Here is a 17,953-nt window from a genome sequence, read left to right on the forward strand (position 1 = left end):
TTCTTCTATGCTTAATCCATACTTGATAGTGGAAGTATCCATAGGTGATCTATACTAGATCCAGAGTGATAGATTGGGTTATTCATGGCGGTTCAATCCCCTTTTGCTTTTAAGGGCATTGTGTTTTAGATTTGTGACGAAAACTATTTGCTAATCAGAATTTGTTTAAGGCTCCTAAATCCTTACTATCTCGCCCAGAGTTTAAGCCTATTATGTTAACTTTTTGAGGATTGCTCAATTTCATTGATTAGCTTTCCTAATACAACCGCGTCCTCAAAAGAAGGTGCTGTTTTTGTTCTATTTTTGATATCAGCGGCTAGTCTTTTGTAAACCTGTGCCACATTTCTAATTACCGGATCATCTGGCAACCCCTCAACCATTTCATTTGGAATTAGCAGGGTTTCTAATTCCCTGTCTTTTCCTTTGGCTCCCCGAATGGTTAACGGAACAAACTGACCATGTCCAAGTGGTCCTGTAACCTGTATATCGCCTTCCGTTCCATTGATCTCCCACAACAGGTTAGTGCCTCTTGAAACGCCACCCCGGTAATGAATAGAAATTGCAGCTCCATTTTTTAATTGGCCTATCACCATAATCTGGTCTTCACTGGTCTTAGGTTTTATTTCACCATTATCCCTAAGTTTTACGGTAGTGAAATTGTTTATCATTTTTGCAGTCAAAGTATCAAAATCGCCTAATACTTTAGTAATACCGGCCAATGTATGCCCCAGGGGAATGGTTAGCATTGTAGCGCCGTTTGTTTTATCATACAAATAGTAATCAGCGGCAATTGCTTCATCTGACCAGGGACCTCCAGACCCTATTAGAGTAGTTGATAAAATCCTGCCTACATAGCCATCTTTAATAAGACGCTCCAGGTAAATCACTTCCGGTGAAACAGCCATTTGTGTTCCTACTACTGCAACAACGTTTTTTCTGGCTGCAATAGCTGCTAATTGCTCTGTTTCTGCAAGTCCATTGCCTAAGGGGTGTTCGCAGTATACATGTTTACCTGCCTCAAGCGCAGTTTTTACAAGATCATAATGGTAAGGGACCTTTACTGTAATTACAACGAGCTCTATATCGGCTGATGCAATTAAGGTATCCGCATTTTCATAAGCGATCGGGATTTGTAACATATCTGCAGCTTTTACCGCGCTTTCATGTGTAGAATTGGCTACTCCGATTATCTCAAAGGTATCAGACAAATGGCTTAGTGCAGGAAGGTGAGACTTTGATGCCCACTGGCTGTTGGGATTAAGACCTATAATCCCCACTTTGATTTTTTCTTTTTTCATTTGTTTTCATTCAATTGATTGTAAAATTACAAGTAACACCCTAATTTTACAGGGTACACACCCCATTGTATGTACATACAATTTTGTAAGTAATGACAACCAGAAAAGAAAATACCACAAATAGCATCAATCGAAATTTCCTTTTAGATTGCAATCTTACATACGCTGTACAGCTCATGGGAGGACGATGGAAGCTACCGATTTTAATACGTTTAAGTAACGATAAAACACGGTTTGGAGAGCTTAAAAGAATGATCCCGAACATTACCGAAAGAATGCTGACGCTGCAGCTTCGCGAGCTGGAGCGTGATGGATTAGTAACACGGACCGTATATCATGAAGTACCTCCTCGTGTTGAATATGAATTAACCCCTTTAAGCAGTATGCTCATCCCAATATGCCTGCAATTGGATGAATGGGGGGCAAAACATAAAGATGTCCATTTAGGAATTTCGTCAACTTTAGTTCCTTAAGCAGAAACATGTTGTAAGGAGTATTAAGGTCTGACGTCCCGATAGCTATCGGGACTAACGAGTATCAGACTCCGTCAGAGAGGGGGGCAAGTTTAAATCTTCCGCAAGCTCCGATTTCATTCAGTTTCCCAAAATCTAAAGTGGTTCAATCCCGTTTGCTCGAAAGGTATTGTGTTTCAGATTTTTTTGGTAGTATTGAAGCATTAACTATTTACTGAAATATTGTAAACCGACTGAATATTTTGACATAATGAAAAATTTTCTCCTCCTCTGTAAAACGGTCTGTGTTCTATCCGTGATGTTCTTTTTAACAAGCTATGTCAGCCAGGCGCAAAACCCAAACACAGCAATTACTATTGGCAAAAAAGACAGCTTATTTTCAAAAGCGTTAAATGAAAAAAGAGATTTCTGGGTGAGCGTACCCTCCTCGTTTCGACCTGATATTTCTTATAAAAAATTTCCTGTTGTGGTTTTATTGGACGGAGATGATCATTTTTTCTCTATCGTTGGGATGGTGGATAGATTTAGTACAAATATTGGCAATGAGCAATGTCCTCCGATGATTATTGTCGGGCTTTTGAACACAGATCGCATCAGGGATTTCAATCCGCCATTTGAAAAGGACTCATTTGCTATTTTTCTAAAAGACGAATTATTGCCGTATATCGATAAGAACTACCCAACAGAGCCATATAGAATGTTAATCGGACATTCTATTGCAGGACTGCGGGTTGTACATACTGCTATTTATTACAGTAACTTATTTAATTCTTATTTAGCAATAGACCCAAGTTTGGGACACGAAAGAAACAAATGGTATGAACATGCAAGAAAAGATATAGAAAAATTCGATTTAGGAAAAAATAGAATGTATATCGGAATGGGACAGACCATGCCTTATAAAATGCCACAAGACACAGCAAGCATAAAAAAAGACAATACGGACCATTCAAATCATATGCGCAGAATAATGGAATTCTCCGAAACGATGATGAAGAAAGATACTGCTAGTGATAAAAAGTTCGAATGGAAATTTCATCCGAATGAATCGCATCAAAGTTTAACGCAACTTGTAACCTATGAAGGAATATGCTTTTTATTCAATTGGTATAAAATGACTTACCTGAGTGAAATCCTCGACCCGGAAACGTCCTCTCAGAATGCTTTGAAACTATTGAAGGATTATTATGAAATGATTTCTGGTAATCTTGGCTATAAAGTTATTCCACCAGAGAACTCTGTCATGATTTGGTATCTTTTTGAATACAAAAAGCAAAAAGAAAAAGCATATGCAATTGCTGAATATAACCTCACCTGTCATCCTGACAATAAGGATGCAATTGAATGGGTTGAGAAAATAAAGAAAGATTTAAACAAGTAAAAATTCATTGCCTATTTCTTTTCGACATTAGGATGTGACTGTTATGTCTTTTCGATACCTTTTGAAGGTGTTGTTTCTCATGTTTTTTATCGTATCTGTTTAAGGAAGACTGATTGCCTTTTCCAATAAGCGCTTTCTTTAGCTCATCTTTCCCAAATGTGTTTTACCTTTGCAAGGTGTCAAAACAGAAAAATACAGATAATAAAAAGCTCCATTCCAAATTAATGGGCCAGAAGAAAAACAAGAAGCAAGTTGCGAAAGAGTTAAACAAGCAAAAACTTCGCGAATTAAATCAATTGGCCAATAAATTGAGAAAGGAAGACAATAACGAATCCTAAACCGGGACTTATCGCTTGTTTGGCACCGGAGAAGATAGCTCAAGCACTCCACTTAATAGCAGAGCGCCTGAACTTAATACTAGGAAAATCACCTTTTTTTTATTCTCTTAACCTCATCTGAGATTCTGGCAAAAGATTTAGCCCTTTTGCGCTTTTCATGTTCAGAAGTCGAAAAATGCCAAGATTCTTTCCGCAATTTGAGGTAACTATTGTATGCTTCCGGTTCTAACAGACCGCTGTTTACAGCTTCGATAACCGCACAACCGGGTTCATTGACATGCGTACAATTCTTAAAACGGCAGGATTCTGCAAAATCAGAAACATCGAACATATCTTCCAAGACCTCAGAATTGTCTGAGGCTAAGCCAAATTCTCTTACACCAGGCGTATCAATTAAGACGCCTCCATTATCCATCAACTCCATTTCTCTTCGGGTTGAGGTATGTCTCCCCTTGCCTGTGGATTTGCTTATTTCAGAAGTTAAAAACACTGTCCGTTCACACAATGCATTGATTAATGAACTTTTCCCGACACCCGATGATCCGACAAATACAACCGATTCTCCCGGGCTGATAAATTTTCGGACAGGAAGGATTGTTTCAGGAGAAAGAATGCTTGTGAAAAATACCGGCATCCGGCGAAGAATGTGTTTCAGCGATTCATCTACTTGCTGACGGTCGAACTCCAGATCAGATTTAGTGAGTATCAATACCGGCTGTATATTTTCTTCTAATATCTGATACATAAAACGCTCCGTTCTGCGAACGCTGAAATTGGCATCGAGGCTTTGCACTATAAATGCCTTATCAATATGAGATGCGATAGCTTGTCTGTCAGCTATTGTTCCACTCTTTCTTCGGTACAAGGTATGTTTACGTGGTAAAACATCAACGATTATTCCTTTATTATCGTCAAAGGCTTGAAAGATAATCCAATCGCCAGTACAGGGAAGTTCAAATGATGACTTTCCATAAAGCACATTACCGCTTAGTTCGCACAATAGCACACCACTCTCGGTGACAACTTCATAATTGGTTTTGTTTACTGTTGAAACACGACCGTGTAACAGATGTTTGTATTGTGAATTTTGTTTTAATTGGAACAGACTGTCGTTCCAACCATATAATGATAAGTTATTCACTACCTAATAGTTTAAAATGATGAAATAAAAATTGCTTAATTCTTCATCCGAATGATTTGCAGCATATAAATCACCTTTGGCAATATGGAAATTACCAAGCCGGCGACTTTAGAAACAAAAACACCCGGAATCAGGCAATCATTCCATCCGCTAAACTATAATATGTGAATATTTGTTTTTGCATGAGATACAAAGATATAAAAAACTAATTCAGCTTATCAATTCCGGTTAGTATTGAGTTCGCTATTGAATGAATTCCAGATCCTGTTCAGACTTACGGGAATAAAAAATCCCCAAAGCAATGCTCCGGGGTATAACAGTTTATTGGAGCCTCCGCTTAACGGAAATGATCCGTTATCATCAATAGGAAAGCTTCGTCGCTCATTCTGTTCGAAGTGCTTTCGGTAGCCACTGCATGCTTATACTGGGGCGTATCGGAAAGAAAGTGAATGAATTGCTCCTGAACCTGGCCGGTACCTGTAACATGGATCTCATCGATGTTGACCATTTTCGCGGCTATTTCTTTGAAAAACTTATGTGTAAGCGCCTGTTCCTGGTTGTTTTCGGCATTCTCATTCGTATTCCGGTCAGCACCCGGATTGTCGACTCTTCCAAGGATAACAAACTCGGTACCATCTCCGTCTTTAAGACCTGCTATTGTTGCGTGATGAGCATCCATCCACACCCCAAATTGTTTTTTGTGTTTTCCTGACATATTGTTTTTCTTACAAGGTATATAAACGGAATGATGATCCGCGGTTTTTTGGGATACATTGTGATCAACCATTATTTCTGTCCTCCTGTGAAAACTCCCGGTGTCATACGGGAAAAGTACGCTTGTCGTCCAACAGATTGATGGATAGATTTGTACAAAGCCTCCGGGTACTTCAATTAAACAGGAACCGATATGAAACCAATTGCACATGTTATTTTCAGCCCTATAAAGCTATTTGCCGCCTGCTACTCCCGGTACACAATAAGTGAAATATTCACTATTCAATTATCCGTGAAAAGTCTATTCCTTATTTTATGCTTATTCATTTTTTCACCATCAAAATCTAATGGGCAAAGTACTGCCCACGGGCCTTCTGTGAAGGTTGGATGCAGCACCTTTGAAACATTTTCATTCGGGCTTGGATATAATTTTGTGAAATTCCAGGATGATTGGGGCTGGTCAAGACCTGCCCACAATTATTACATCGAGTATCTGCCTGAGTACAATGCCCTTGGTCTCTCAGCCAACTTACAATACACCTTAATCTTTGTTAAAGCCGGGTTCGAAGCGAGTTTCCGTTCAAAAAATGAAAACAACCAGGCTTATTTTTCTTTCTATCCGCACCTGGGTTTTGATTTGATCAATGGCGACTTATCATTCGGACCGGAAATAGTAACCCACAGCTCAAGGGATAAGTATGTCGGTTTCAAAATATCATTGAAGGTTCATCCGAAACTATTTAACAAGGGTACAAACAGCTTGAAATTTAAGAAGGATTAAAAAATATTTGCCGCCTGATAATTTAACCTGAAAAACTCAACAATTATGGACAAGATGAACAATTTTAAGTCATTACAAAATGATGAAAAAGTATTGAAAGAACTATTCAGTAACACGATTGTATATGCTATCGACTTTCAATTTAAATTTCAATCGATGGATCGTTCTGTTGTCATGCAATTCAATTCATCCGTCGATGGACCCCGAAGAGAAGAAGTGATATTATTGAAGTTTGATGATTTTGGCAAAACAAGAAGAATAAGCGCTTTTATTGATCACATTTATCACCAGTTTTTTCCTAAAGGGACCATTCAAAACATAAATCACGACGCCTATTTAATGACGATTTTCCTCAAAGGCGTTATGGAACAGGCTGTATAATAATCTAAAAAAAACAAGCTATGAAAGACTATTCTGCGAATATTACAGATCATTTGGGTGCTACCTATGAGTTCAAGATTTCAATTAATGAAAAGAAACGAATCGGAAGAATGACTTACCTGAATGAGGAATACATATTAAGCCGGTGCTCAAAATATGCGGGGACAGACGGATTGTATTTCCTAATGCACATTGGCCAGTACATCAAGATAAATATGCCCTTAAAATCCATTTGTGACGAACAGCAAAATGTATTCGAACTAATTCTGGGCCTTACCCAATATACTTTGAGCGCAAAAAGCTGTGACGATTTTCATGCCTATGTCGACAAGCTCGATCTGCCACTTGCTGACACCCGTAATGTTGACGTTTCCAAAGACCAAAAATGGGAAGAAGATATCCTATTTGCAGAACTTAAGCCACAAGTCTCCTTATATATCGGATGGTTTCCTTTTGATTCCGGCCCGTTTGCCAGGTTTGTCAATATAACCGTAAATAATTCGGATGTTGATTTATCCAACAGTTATCAAATCTCTAATGGTACGGTTGTTCCCATGGGAAATTTTGATGCTAACCAGCCATATGTTATTGCATGGAAATGCGAGACTTCCTATACACCCTTTGGTGCGAAAACAGCTGTCGGTTATTTTATCAATAATGATCTGAATACACGAAAAATTCTGAGAGTTAAAGAAGTGGACCACTTCGAGGAATGGACTGACAGCGAAACAATCTCTTTAAATTCTGATAAATAAACAAACCATGGAAACAAAAAATACACCGGGATCAGATCAAAGCTCATCTGATAATAAGCAGGTCGGAGAAATTGCTTTTGTAGACTTCTATTTTGAAGGTTTTAGTGAAGATGCTACAGAAGTTACACTGCAGGCAGGCAGAGAATACACCATAAAATCCATCATCGGAAATATTTGTGAGAAGCGGGAATTTAACTGGTTGATTTGGGGAGCAACTCCAACAAGTCCGACAACTCCGCATGCAAAAGTTAAATTTAACCAGCCAGGAATTTTTTCAGTTGAACTGAACCTTCGCACAAGTCATGTTGGCGGAGGAAGCGTGTGCAGTTCAAACGGGGAAAGAAAGAAGGTAAACTATGTCAGGGTGGTTAAATAAAACAACTGTCGACAATTCCGAAGAACATTATAACAACTAAAGATTCTTTCACAAAAAAAGCGCTATCCTTTCGGTATAGCGCTTTTTAATATATTAAAAATTTATTCTTTCGTAATCGTATTGCCGGACATCGTCACTGCTCCGTTTCGCGAAAGAGCACGTCCGTCCAAAGTTGCACCTGTGTTAAAGGAAATCGACTGAAGTGCGATGATTGTTCCTTTAAATACAGAGGTAGTTCCGAAGGTAGCAGAACTCCCGACCTGCCAGAAAATATTGGAAGATTGTGCACCTCCTGCCAGGATCACTTGTCTTCCGGATGTTGCCGTGAATGCGGAAGCGATCTGGATGATGAAAACTGCATCAGCATTACCCTGGGCATCAAAAGTTACGTTCCCTGAAGAAAGTGCCAGTGAAGATGTGGACTTATAAAGACCGGGAGTAAGTGTCAGTCCGCCGATGTTGCCGGAAAGCGTCACGATGTCGGTTGCCGTTCTGTTTTTGGCATTATCATAAGCTGCTGCAATATCCAGTTTTGACTGGTTCGCACTGGCGTTATTGATGTTAAGCGTTCCGTTCAGTATTCCCGGAGGAAATCCGCCAACCGAAGTTCCCGGGCTCAACCCCATATCACCATTAATAACGGTGGCTCCGGTATTGGTAATTCCGGATCCGGCAAGAATTGCGAAGTTATCTGCTGCTCCCAATGGAATGTCTGACTGTATGGTTGTTTGCAAGGGGATCTCCGTAAGTGTTCCGGGAGTTGAAGGTGCGGGTTTATCTTTCTTGCAGGCAACAGTGGTAAACACCAGTGCAAGTGCAAATGCGGGCAGTAGTTTTTTGATAAACATAATGTAAATTGATCTGTGAAAGAATTTTCACAACAAGGTGAAGGTAGGCCTTTTAATCCAGCGCCCGACAGAAAGTCTTCCGCTTAGAGTGAATATTGTGATTTATTCTGATACCGGACTAATCAGGTCCAGAGAATTACTGAGTGTGGCACTGACCCTGAAAATTAATTGAGAACTTCCTTATTCCGTAAGCTGATAAGCTTTCTCCAGATTGGAAAGAACATTCTGCCGAACAACTCGATATGGAGCACTTTGAGAAACATGGAATTCAGGCTATTGAGTATTAAACAGCAGTGAAAAAGCTCAATTGTGATATACAATTATCTGAAAAAGTAACTTTTAGTTGAAAATAGAGTTGTATCTTTATTAGGTAATGAAAAATTCCACAAAAAAAGAGCGCAATCACTTTACGCGATTACGCCCCTTTCCACCCTTTCACCGGTTTTAAAAGTCAGTGTTTAAAACACCCTTGGTTGTAGTAATTATTAGAAACTGTCCGTACTGGTATTCTTTACTTTTAATTTATCATCCCCGGTAGAAATGACCTTGAATTCTGTTCTCCTGTTTTTCTGATGTTCCTCTTCCGAACAATCGGATTTAACAGCTCCTTCGCATTCGCAGCCATTGAGCAAACGGGATTCTCCGTATCCTTTTCCGTAAATACGTTCCGGATTGGTAATTTTCTTCTTAATGTATTCAGCAGAAGCTTTTGCACGTTTGTCAGACAATTTGATGTTGTATGCTTTCGATGCGCGACAATCGGTATGTGAACCCAATTCCACCACCATGTAGGGATATTTGTTCATTACTTCGACAATCTTATCCAGCTCCTTAGCTGCATCAGGACGGATGTTGAACTTATTCAAATCGAAATTGATCGGGTTGATCTGGATCATTTCAGCTAAATCCTTTACTTCCGGGTCCATACCCAAATCCAGCTTTCCGTGAACGTCGTATTGTCCCGGTCTGTCGAAAAGTGTATTGTATGTGATCGTTTTGGAGAAGTATCCTTCTTTTTGAAGAACCAGGTTATAACTTCCGCGGTCATTCAATTTCTTTCCGAATAATGCTTCTCTGAAATCTCCGCTTGCAGGGGTTTCAATTTGTTTTGACTGCCCGGTCATGTTGTCAACTAAGAAAACCTTAACTCCTTGCAAAGGATTACCCGTTTTCTTGTCTGTAATCAAAGCATACAGTGACAAGCCCGGATCTTTTTCCAGTACAACATCGGCTATAACTACTTGTTCGTTCGTAAAAGTACTTGCAGTGTTTTTTCCGGCGAAATAATCTGCTTTTGTGCCTCCTAATCCATAATTTTTCTCGTATTCGGCCTCAAAAGTATATGCCCCGTTTTCATCAGCTGTAACTGTTTCAATGATGTTTCCTTTGTCATCTTTCAAATCAATTTTTGCAAACGGTACAATTCCACCTTTTTTATCCTTTGCGGTTCCTTTGATTGTTACACCAAACACAAACGGGCGAAGTAATTGCACTGAATAGATATCATCTCCTCCTTTGCCGCCATCGCGGTTAGAAGAAAGAAATCCGGTTTTGAAATCTTTCGACATGTTGAATGCGAAATCATCAAATTGGCTATTGACTGGTAATCCGAGACTGTGGATTTTTCCGATCGTTCCTTTATCAAAAAAAGCGACAAACACATCCAATCCTCCCAATCCGGGATGACCGTCTGTCGAAAAGAACAAGCGACCTTCGGTATCAATGAACGGGAACATTTCTTGTCCTTCCGTATTGATCTTGTTACCAAGGTTGATCATTTCTCCAAATGTTCCGTTATCCGAAATGGCTACTTTGTAAATATCCGCCCCACCGATGCCTCCTGGTTTGTCTGACACAAGATACATCGTTTTTCCATCAGCAGTGATTGTCGGATGACCTACGGAATAATCTTTCGAATTGTAAGGGAATTCCGTTTCGTTTACCAAATTTCCATTTTCATCAATGTCGGCAATATAGACCTTCAGGTTTTGAATTTTCTGTCCGTCACGTCTCTTGCTGCCGGATGAAATATTATTCCGTGTGAAGTAAGCTTTTTTTCCGTCAGGTGCAAAAGCTACAGGTCCTTCGTGGAATTTGGTATTTACTTTGGAAACGCGTTCCGGAGTCCCCAATTTATTTTCCTTACTGACAGAAACCTGGTACAAATCGAGGAATCTTCTTGCGTCCCAGGACCACTCATTCTTCACAAAGGCTCTTTTCTTTCTTGCCGTGATGAAATAGACCTGGTCTTGTTTCGAATTGTAATATCCTCCGAAATCTGCCGAAGAAGTATTCAGAGCAAGGTTCTCCAAGGAAAAAAATGCCTGGTTCTTTTCTATCTTAGACTTGTACGCTGTGTTTGACAAGAACAACTGGCTTCTGATATCTGCGGTAACCGATTCGCTGTATTTATTCATCCATTTATCACTTTCGGAATAATTGCCGGTTTGCTTTAATACCTGTGAATAATTATAATAATCATCGGGTTTCGCTTCTGAAGAAGTGATCATTTTGCTGTAATAATCAACCGATTTCGTATAATTATCCATTTTCAGGTAACTATAAGCCAGTTTGCTTTTCAGTGCAGGACTGTCAACCTCCGAACCAATGAGTTCTTCATATAATTCGGCAGCGTAGGCATAGGATAACCTGTTAAAATAATTATCCGCTTTTTTCAGTTTCCCCGATTGCCCCCATACTGATAATGAAACACTGCAAATAATTGCTAATAATATTGTTTTCATGTTTGTGTTTTAGTTGATTAGAAATAACGAGGTGAACGGATACCTTCTTTTTTGAAAGTGAAATCATAAGATGCCATGATTTCAAACGATCCGTCATTATAATTTCTCAATTTTTGAGTCCCGAAATCACTCGCTATTCCAATTTTAAACTGAGGAGAAAGCTGTACCTGTACGAAAGCTCCGAAAGCTGCCTGCAGGCGGTAATTCGCACCAAACCACACTTTCTCATTGTAGATCGCCGCCAGGGTCATATCCAGACTCAAAGGGGCATTTTCCGTTATTTTTACCAAAGATGTCGGTCTCAGCTTCCATTTGTTTGACAAACCGATAACCCCTCCTATTGTTCCGAAATAATGCCGGCGTTCTAAATTGGTCGTGCTCACTCCGTCATAACTTTGCTCGATGATCTTCGGGGAACTTACTCCTATAAAAAATCCGGGGGTGTGGTAATAAATCCCAGCTCCAAAATTTGGATTGATATAATTTTGTACGTTCTGCAATAATTTCGGATCATCCGGATTACCTGTATTCAACCCGTCTCTTCCGATATTGATCAGATTAATTCCTCCTTTTACTCCAAATGCAAGTTTCCCTTTGTGCTTTTTAAACTTAATGGTATAAGAAGCATCAGCGTAAAACATGGTTTGATTCATAGGTCCTACATTATCGTTAACCGCCGTCAATCCCAATCCTACGGATTCGTATGATAAAGGTGAATGAATACTGAATGTCGAAGAACGCGGTCTTCCTTCAAATCCTACCCATTGTTCGCGGTGGATTGCTGTCATATTCAACATTCCTCTGCTTCCCGCATAAGCCGGATTGATGAACAGCATGTTGTCAAAATACTGCGTATAATGAGGGTCCTGCTGTGCGCTTGCACTGGTGCTTCCAATAAGCACCAGTGTGAAACAAGCTACTAAAAATTGTATTGTTTTCATTTTTTCAATTTTGAAAAATTTCTATTCTTAACGTTGGATGTATACATACCCTTTCAATACACCCGCAGTTTCATCTTTGGTATCAATTACATAGTAATATGTTCCCGTTGGAAGTTCTTCTCCCCCAACATTCAGATTACTGTCGGATGTACCACCCCAGGTGTTCAGGTATTTGTCTGCCGAGTATACTAGGTTCCCCCAGCGGTTGTATATCATCACCTCGTTGTCCGGATAATTTTCTATCCCTTCAATTACCCATACTTCATTGATACCATCACCATCCGGTGTAAATGCATTCGGTATAACAATACCGCAGTTTTTCGGATCACATCCGTCCAATGGATTAGAACTTCCGGATACTTCCTCACCGTTCGTAATGCCGTCTCCATCACAGTCTCCGTTATTCCAGGCTGCATCAGGTGTTACTGTCTGACTTGCCACTAAAAGATCACACGGATTGTTTGGATTCGTGCCATCACTCACTTCAGTGCCATTAATCACTCCATCCCCATCACAATCAGCAGTATTCCACATTCCTCCTTGTGTGAGTGTAACATTTGATCCATTGTAATCACACGGATTCATCGGGTTTGTTCCGTCCGTTACTTCCTGTCCGTTAGTAACTCCGTCACCGTCACAATCTGCAGTATTCCAAGCCGAACCTGGTGTCGCTGTCTGATTTGCCAATGTAAATTCACATGGATTATTCGGGTCAGTACCATCTGTTACTTCTGTACCATTCGGAACTCCATCACCATCGCAGTCTGCAGTATTCCAAGCCGTGTTTGGTGTTAATGTCTGACTTACCAAAGTAAAGTCACATGGAGCAGTCGGATCAGTACCATCGGTTACTTCCGTACCATTCGGAACTCCATCACCGTCACAATCTGCAGCGTTCCATGCTGTGTTTGGTGTCACGGTTTGACTTGCAAACTCGAAATCACATGGATCATTCGGATTAGTACCATCTGTTAGTTCAGTTCCATTCGTCACGCCGTCATCATCGCAATCTGCATTATTCCAAAGTGTACCTGGTGTTGCAGTCTGACTTGCCAATTCAAAATCACATGGGTTGGTCGGATCGGTACCGTCTGTTAATTCTGTTCCATTCGGAACTCCGTCACCATCACAATCTGCAGTGTTCCAGGCTGTATTTGGTGTCACCGTCTGGTTTGCCAATGTAAGGTCACATGGATTATTCGGATCAGTTCCATCCGTTAATTCTGTTCCGTTAGTCACACCGTCACCGTCACAATCTGAAGTATTCCAGCTTGTATCCGGTGTTACAGTTTGACTCGTCAATATAAAGTCACATGGATCAAGCGGATCCGTGTTATCTGTTAATTCAGTACCGTTAAGTACTCCATCACCATCGCAATCTGCATTATTCCATAGTGGCCCTGCATTTGCGGTATTTTGACTTGCTACATTGTAGTTACAAGGAACAAGCGGATCCGTTCCGTCAGTTACTTCCTGACCATTCGGTACTCCATCCTGATCACAATCCGAGTTGTTCCATGCTGTACTTGTTAACACAGTCTGGCTTGTCAATACGAAATCACATGGATCAAGTGGATCATCGCCATCTGTTACCTCAGTACCATTTGTCACACCGTCACCATCACAATCCGAATTGTTCCAGGCACTATTCGGTGCTACAGTCTGGCTAGTTAATGTAAAGTCACAAGGATCAAGCGGGTCATTGCCATCTGTTACTTCAGTACCATTTGTTACACCATCACCGTCACAGTCGGAAGTATTCCAAACGGTACTTGGTGTTAGCGTTTGACTTGCCAATGTAAGGTCACACGGATCATTCGGATCCGTTCCGTCTGTTATTTCATCTCCATTGCTTATTCCATCCCCGTCACAATCGTTTAAAGGATTAGACAAACATGGTACTACCGTAATAATAACCATTGCGGTATCACATAATACCGGCATTCCTGTATCACAGATCGAATAAATCAAGGTATCATTTCCGCTAAACCCTGAATCCGGAGTATAGGTGATCTCACCTGTAACAGGATCAACTGTTACCGTACCATTAGACGGAGGCGTAACAACTGTTACACTTGTCTCATCCAGGTTACCGTCAACATCCGTATCATTTGAAGGTACATTGATTACCACCGGAATTTCTTCATTGGTAGTTGCCGCATCACCGTTAGCTGTTGGAGCATCATTGATTGGATTCACCGTAATAATAAGCAATGCTGTATCACACAACACAGGCATTCCTGTATCACAGATCGAGTAAATCAAGGTATCGTTTCCACTAAACCCGGAATCCGGAGTATAGGTGATCTCACCTGTGACAGGATCAACTGTTACCGTACCATTAGATGGTGGTGTTACAACAGTTACACTTGTTTCATCCAGGTTGCCGTCCGCATCTGTATCGTTTGAAGGTACATCGACAACAACCGGAGTATCTTCATTGGTAGTTGCGTTATCATCATTAGCTACTGGAGCATCAATGATTGGATTTACCGTAATAATAAGCAATGCTGTATCACACAACACAGGCATTCCTGTATCACAGATCGAATAGACCAGGGTGTCAATCCCATTAAAGTTCGCATCAGGAGTATAGGTAATCTCACCTGTAACAGGATCAACTGTCACCGTACCATTGGATGGAGGCGTAACAACTGTTACACTTGTTTCATCCAGGTTACCATCAAGGTCCGTGTCATTTGAAGGTACATCGACCACAACCGGAGTATCTTCATTGGTCGTTGTCGCGTCACCGTTAGCTGTCGGACCATCGTTGATTGGATTTACCGTGATAATTACCAGTGCTGTATCACACAACACAGGCATTCCTGTATCACAGATCGAGTAAATCAAGGTATCGTTTCCGCTAAACCCGGGATCCGGAGTATAGGTAATCTCACCTGTTACGGGATCAACTGTTACATTGCCATTGGATGGTGGAGTAACAACCGTTACACTTGTTTCATCCAGGTTTCCGTCAAGGTCCGTATCATTTGAAGGTACATCAACTACGACCGGAGTGTCTTCATTGGTAGTCGCAGTATCTCCATTCGCTACCGGAGCATCATTGATTGGATTTACCGTGATAATAACCATTGCAGTATCACAATATACCGGCATTCCGGTATCACAGATCGAATAGATCAGCGTGTCGATTCCATTAAAATTCGGATTTGGTGTATATGAAATTTCACCTGTAACTGGATCAACTGTTACATTGCCATTGGACGGAGGTGTAACAACCGTTACACTTGTTTCATCCAGGTTGCCATCAGAATCCGTATCATTTGAAGGTACATCAATCACAACAGGAGTATCCTCGTTCGTAGTTGCTGTATTCCCGTTTGCTATAGGAGGACAGTTTGTTGCTGTTACTGCTAAAGTAATATGTGCAGCATTAAATTCACACGGATTCAGGGGATTCGTACCATCTGTTACTTCCGTACTGTTTGTTACTCCGTCACCATCACAGTCATTCGTATTCCATGCCATATCCGGTATCATACTTTGACTTGTCAAAACAAAATCACACGGATCATTTGGATCAGTTCCATCTGTTGCCTCATCTCCGTTAGTTACTCCATCACCGTCGCAGTCGCCGTTCAGCCATGCTCCGCTCTGAGGAAGTGTCGTACTTGCCATAAGCAATTCACATGGATCCAATGGGTCCGTTCCGTCTGTAACTTCTTGTTCGTTAGTTACTCCGTCACCGTCACAATCACTTGCATTCCATGATGCGTCCGGTGTACCCTGACTTGCCAAAAGAAAATTACAAGCACTTCCGGGATCTGTCCCATCAGTGATTTCCTGTCCGTTTGTTACTCCATCTCCGTCACAGTCACCTGCAAGATCTGTCAGGATATCTACATCCACTAAGAAGTCTTCTACTTCACCATGAATAACCGGTCCAAAACTTCTTTCATCGATTGTCGCAGTTGCCGGATCGTCAGTTAATGTCTCAGTGGTTATTCTGATACGTGCATATTTATTTCCGCAAGCAGTTGAAATAGCATTCCATACGAGATTGATTGACTGCGCAGTAGCAGCTGTAGGAACTGAAGCAGTAAAGACCTCATCCTGCGAAAATACTCCATCATTATTCCAGTCAACCCATGCGTAAACATTGGCAGGTGTCCCTGAATTATTTGTGTAGGATAATGTAGTTGAGAAATTCGGATTAACAGTCGTATGCGACAAAGGCGTTACTAATCCGTCCTCATCCGCTCCGTCACCATTTGTTCCGGTATTGTTTGCACCTGATGTAACGTTATTACTTAGTCCATTGTCCGGATCCGGCTGGCTTGCTCCCAGGTAGATCTCATCTCCACACATATAATAATGTGCTGCAGGATTTCCGCTATCATAAGAAAGTGGCGCATCTCCCGCATCGTATGTACTGGAACCACAAATCAAACCGATTGGTGTGTTGGCGCAGTCAAATGTAGAAACAGTGCTCGTTCCCGATACGCCGTCTCCCATTGAACCGTCAATTTTGTGTCCCATGTAACAGTACCTTTCAGCACATAATTTCATGATAGCTGTGGTATGCCCACCGATCTCGACATATGTTGCGTTATCCGTTCCGGGTGTAAATCCATTGGGAACTTTTGGCAGTGTATGATTACCTGTCCCTCCGGGTACACCGATCATTTCGTTGTTGTTAGAACCCCATGACCACAAATCTCCGCTGGAAAGAATTACCGAAACAGAAGCATTGGGTGTACCGGGCGATCCGTCATTGTCGTTTGCAGAAACAAAAATAACGTTATCAAGATCTGCTGTATTTGTTGAGTTTCTTACAGGTACCCATCCGGTAGAATTGGTTGTATTCCCCTGTCCAAGCTGTCCGTTTCCGTTACTTCCAAGTGCATACAATTTATTATCTGCTGGGTTAATAGCAAAATAACTTGCCCTGTTGCTGGCATCATTCCAGGTGTTATTACCGAAATCAGCTGTCATGGCAATCATAACAGGAAGACCTGCAAACGGCGTAGTCATCGCCACTGCACGATCGTAAGTAGCTACTGCCGTACCATCACCACGATAACATCTTGGTCCCCAGGTATACCATTGACCGGTAGAAGTTACTGCAAAAGCCCCGACAGGAGTAACCCGGATATCAACTACTCCACTAAGCGGAGGGTTTCCTGTTATATCTCTGGTTACTCTTGCCCAATAGTTCTCTGCGGCTCCCGGCGAGGTTCCCCCGATTCCGTGAATGGCATCGTTGCGCCCACTTACATATACTTCTCCCGAATGTGTTAGCAATACCAAGGCCCCCCAGGAAGCAATCATATTCTTAATGTCTGTTGGAACAACTCCTACAGGCATAGCGATCTGTGCAAACCCTGTAAGATTATCCAATCCCGTTCCTACTGCAACGTTATTGGCACCCCATGAGTAAAGTCCGTCTGTAGAGAGGACAAATGCCTGGGTTGTAGAGGAAGATTGAGTAGCCAATGTTGCAAACAACGGATCTCCCGTATAATTGTAATGTTGTGCAGGAATTCCCGGATTTGGCTCAATTACCACCGGTGATAAATGTCTCGCCGCCGCTGCTCCATTTCCATTAGCTGTTGAACCCGCACCCCAAATCAGGAATGTACCATCCGGACGGGAAGCAATTGTCGTGTGGAATCCGGATTGGATCTGATCATATGGCTGAAGCGGGTTACAACCTGAAGATTGTGCCTGAACCGCTGAAGCAAAAAATGTCAGAGACCCAAGACCAATAATTGCAGAGTGAAACCTTGCTTTATTAAAAAGGATTTTCTTTCTCATC

Annotated in this window: 14 protein-coding genes; 7 read left to right on the forward strand and 7 right to left on the reverse strand. The window is 41.3% G+C overall.

Annotated elements, in window-relative coordinates; translation table 11 throughout:
* Nucleotides 1-215: 215 nt before the first annotated feature.
* The gene (locus K0S23_RS03600; RefSeq protein WP_300354366.1) at nt 216-1,298 is read right to left on the reverse strand and encodes a Gfo/Idh/MocA family oxidoreductase; all 1,083 of its coding nucleotides are present in this window, start codon (nt 1,296-1,298) and stop codon (nt 216-218) included.
* 92 nt (nt 1,299-1,390) lie between these two features.
* Here K0S23_RS03600 and K0S23_RS03605 point away from each other — a divergent pair, with 92 nt between their 5' ends.
* From K0S23_RS03605 to K0S23_RS03615, 3 genes are all read left to right on the forward strand, one after another.
* On the forward strand, nt 1,391-1,771 hold the full coding sequence (locus K0S23_RS03605; RefSeq protein WP_300354368.1) for a helix-turn-helix domain-containing protein: 381 nt from the start codon (nt 1,391-1,393) through the stop codon (nt 1,769-1,771).
* Between the two features lie 250 nt (nt 1,772-2,021).
* A complete protein-coding gene (locus K0S23_RS03610; protein ID WP_300354370.1) occupies nt 2,022-3,152 on the forward strand; it encodes an alpha/beta hydrolase-fold protein in 1,131 nt (376 codons plus the stop codon).
* Between the two features lie 176 nt (nt 3,153-3,328).
* Entirely contained in the window at nt 3,329-3,490 is a 162-nt protein-coding gene (locus tag K0S23_RS03615; RefSeq protein WP_300354372.1) for a hypothetical protein, read from the forward strand.
* An 88-nt stretch (nt 3,491-3,578) separates the two neighbouring features.
* On the opposite strand, the gene rsgA is transcribed toward K0S23_RS03615, so the two are convergent.
* Nucleotides 3,579-4,631 carry a ribosome small subunit-dependent GTPase A gene (gene rsgA / locus K0S23_RS03620; protein ID WP_300354374.1) on the reverse strand — a complete coding sequence of 351 codons (1,053 nt, stop codon included), beginning with the start codon at nt 4,629-4,631 and terminating at the stop codon, nt 3,579-3,581.
* Between the two features lie 337 nt (nt 4,632-4,968).
* Nucleotides 4,969-5,346 (reverse strand): hypothetical protein, encoded by a 378-nt coding sequence (locus K0S23_RS03625; RefSeq protein WP_300354377.1) that lies wholly within the window; start codon nt 5,344-5,346, stop codon nt 4,969-4,971.
* Between the two features lie 192 nt (nt 5,347-5,538).
* Between K0S23_RS03625 and K0S23_RS03630 the strand changes: the two genes are divergently transcribed.
* Genes K0S23_RS03630 through K0S23_RS03645 form a run of 4 tightly spaced genes read left to right on the forward strand, consistent with a single transcriptional unit; the run spans nt 5,539 to nt 7,638 of the window.
* Entirely contained in the window at nt 5,539-6,126 is a 588-nt protein-coding gene (locus K0S23_RS03630) for a hypothetical protein (protein WP_300354379.1), read from the forward strand.
* A gap of 45 nt (nt 6,127-6,171) precedes the next feature.
* The gene (locus tag K0S23_RS03635) at nt 6,172-6,507 is read left to right on the forward strand and encodes a hypothetical protein (protein WP_300354382.1); all 336 of its coding nucleotides are present in this window, start codon (nt 6,172-6,174) and stop codon (nt 6,505-6,507) included.
* A gap of 20 nt (nt 6,508-6,527) precedes the next feature.
* A complete protein-coding gene (locus K0S23_RS03640; RefSeq protein WP_300354385.1) occupies nt 6,528-7,262 on the forward strand; it encodes a hypothetical protein in 735 nt (244 codons plus the stop codon).
* 7 nt (nt 7,263-7,269) lie between these two features.
* Complete coding sequence (locus K0S23_RS03645) at nt 7,270-7,638, forward strand: hypothetical protein (RefSeq protein ID WP_300354387.1); 369 nt, start codon at nt 7,270-7,272, stop codon at nt 7,636-7,638.
* Between the two features lie 101 nt (nt 7,639-7,739).
* On the opposite strand, the gene K0S23_RS03650 is transcribed toward K0S23_RS03645, so the two are convergent.
* From K0S23_RS03650 to K0S23_RS03665, 4 genes are all read right to left on the reverse strand, one after another.
* The gene (locus K0S23_RS03650) at nt 7,740-8,486 is read right to left on the reverse strand and encodes an ice-binding family protein (RefSeq protein WP_300354390.1); all 747 of its coding nucleotides are present in this window, start codon (nt 8,484-8,486) and stop codon (nt 7,740-7,742) included.
* Between the two features lie 485 nt (nt 8,487-8,971).
* Entirely contained in the window at nt 8,972-11,230 is a 2,259-nt protein-coding gene (locus K0S23_RS03655) for an OmpA family protein (protein WP_300354392.1), read from the reverse strand.
* 17 nt (nt 11,231-11,247) lie between these two features.
* On the reverse strand, nt 11,248-12,171 hold the full coding sequence (locus K0S23_RS03660) for a type IX secretion system membrane protein PorP/SprF (RefSeq protein WP_300354394.1): 924 nt from the start codon (nt 12,169-12,171) through the stop codon (nt 11,248-11,250).
* 27 nt (nt 12,172-12,198) lie between these two features.
* The gene (locus tag K0S23_RS03665; protein WP_300354396.1) at nt 12,199-17,952 is read right to left on the reverse strand and encodes an Ig-like domain-containing protein; all 5,754 of its coding nucleotides are present in this window, start codon (nt 17,950-17,952) and stop codon (nt 12,199-12,201) included.
* Nucleotide 17,953: the final 1 nt, after the last annotated feature.

It is taken from the genome of Fluviicola sp. (assembly GCF_029266855.1).
Classification (GTDB): Bacteria; Bacteroidota; Bacteroidia; order Flavobacteriales_D; family Crocinitomicaceae; genus Fluviicola.

Bases quoted from the DNA above. Each gene is read 5' to 3' on its own strand.
- K0S23_RS03605 (WP_300354368.1), top strand. From the start codon at position 1,391: ATGACAACCAGAAAAGAAAATACCACAAATAGCATCAATCGAAATTTC.
- K0S23_RS03625 (WP_300354377.1), bottom strand. From the start codon at position 5,346: ATGTCAGGAAAACACAAAAAACAATTTGGGGTGTGGATGGATGCTCAT.
- K0S23_RS03655 (WP_300354392.1), bottom strand. From the start codon at position 11,230: ATGAAAACAATATTATTAGCAATTATTTGCAGTGTTTCATTATCAGTA.
- K0S23_RS03635 (WP_300354382.1), top strand. From the start codon at position 6,172: ATGGACAAGATGAACAATTTTAAGTCATTACAAAATGATGAAAAAGTA.
- K0S23_RS03650 (WP_300354390.1), bottom strand. From the start codon at position 8,486: ATGTTTATCAAAAAACTACTGCCCGCATTTGCACTTGCACTGGTGTTT.
- K0S23_RS03665 (WP_300354396.1), bottom strand. From the start codon at position 17,952: ATGAGAAAGAAAATCCTTTTTAATAAAGCAAGGTTTCACTCTGCAATT.
- K0S23_RS03640 (WP_300354385.1), top strand. From the start codon at position 6,528: ATGAAAGACTATTCTGCGAATATTACAGATCATTTGGGTGCTACCTAT.
- K0S23_RS03630 (WP_300354379.1), top strand. From the start codon at position 5,539: ATGAAACCAATTGCACATGTTATTTTCAGCCCTATAAAGCTATTTGCC.
- K0S23_RS03660 (WP_300354394.1), bottom strand. From the start codon at position 12,171: ATGAAAACAATACAATTTTTAGTAGCTTGTTTCACACTGGTGCTTATT.
- K0S23_RS03600 (WP_300354366.1), bottom strand. From the start codon at position 1,298: ATGAAAAAAGAAAAAATCAAAGTGGGGATTATAGGTCTTAATCCCAAC.
- K0S23_RS03610 (WP_300354370.1), top strand. From the start codon at position 2,022: ATGAAAAATTTTCTCCTCCTCTGTAAAACGGTCTGTGTTCTATCCGTG.
- K0S23_RS03645 (WP_300354387.1), top strand. From the start codon at position 7,270: ATGGAAACAAAAAATACACCGGGATCAGATCAAAGCTCATCTGATAAT.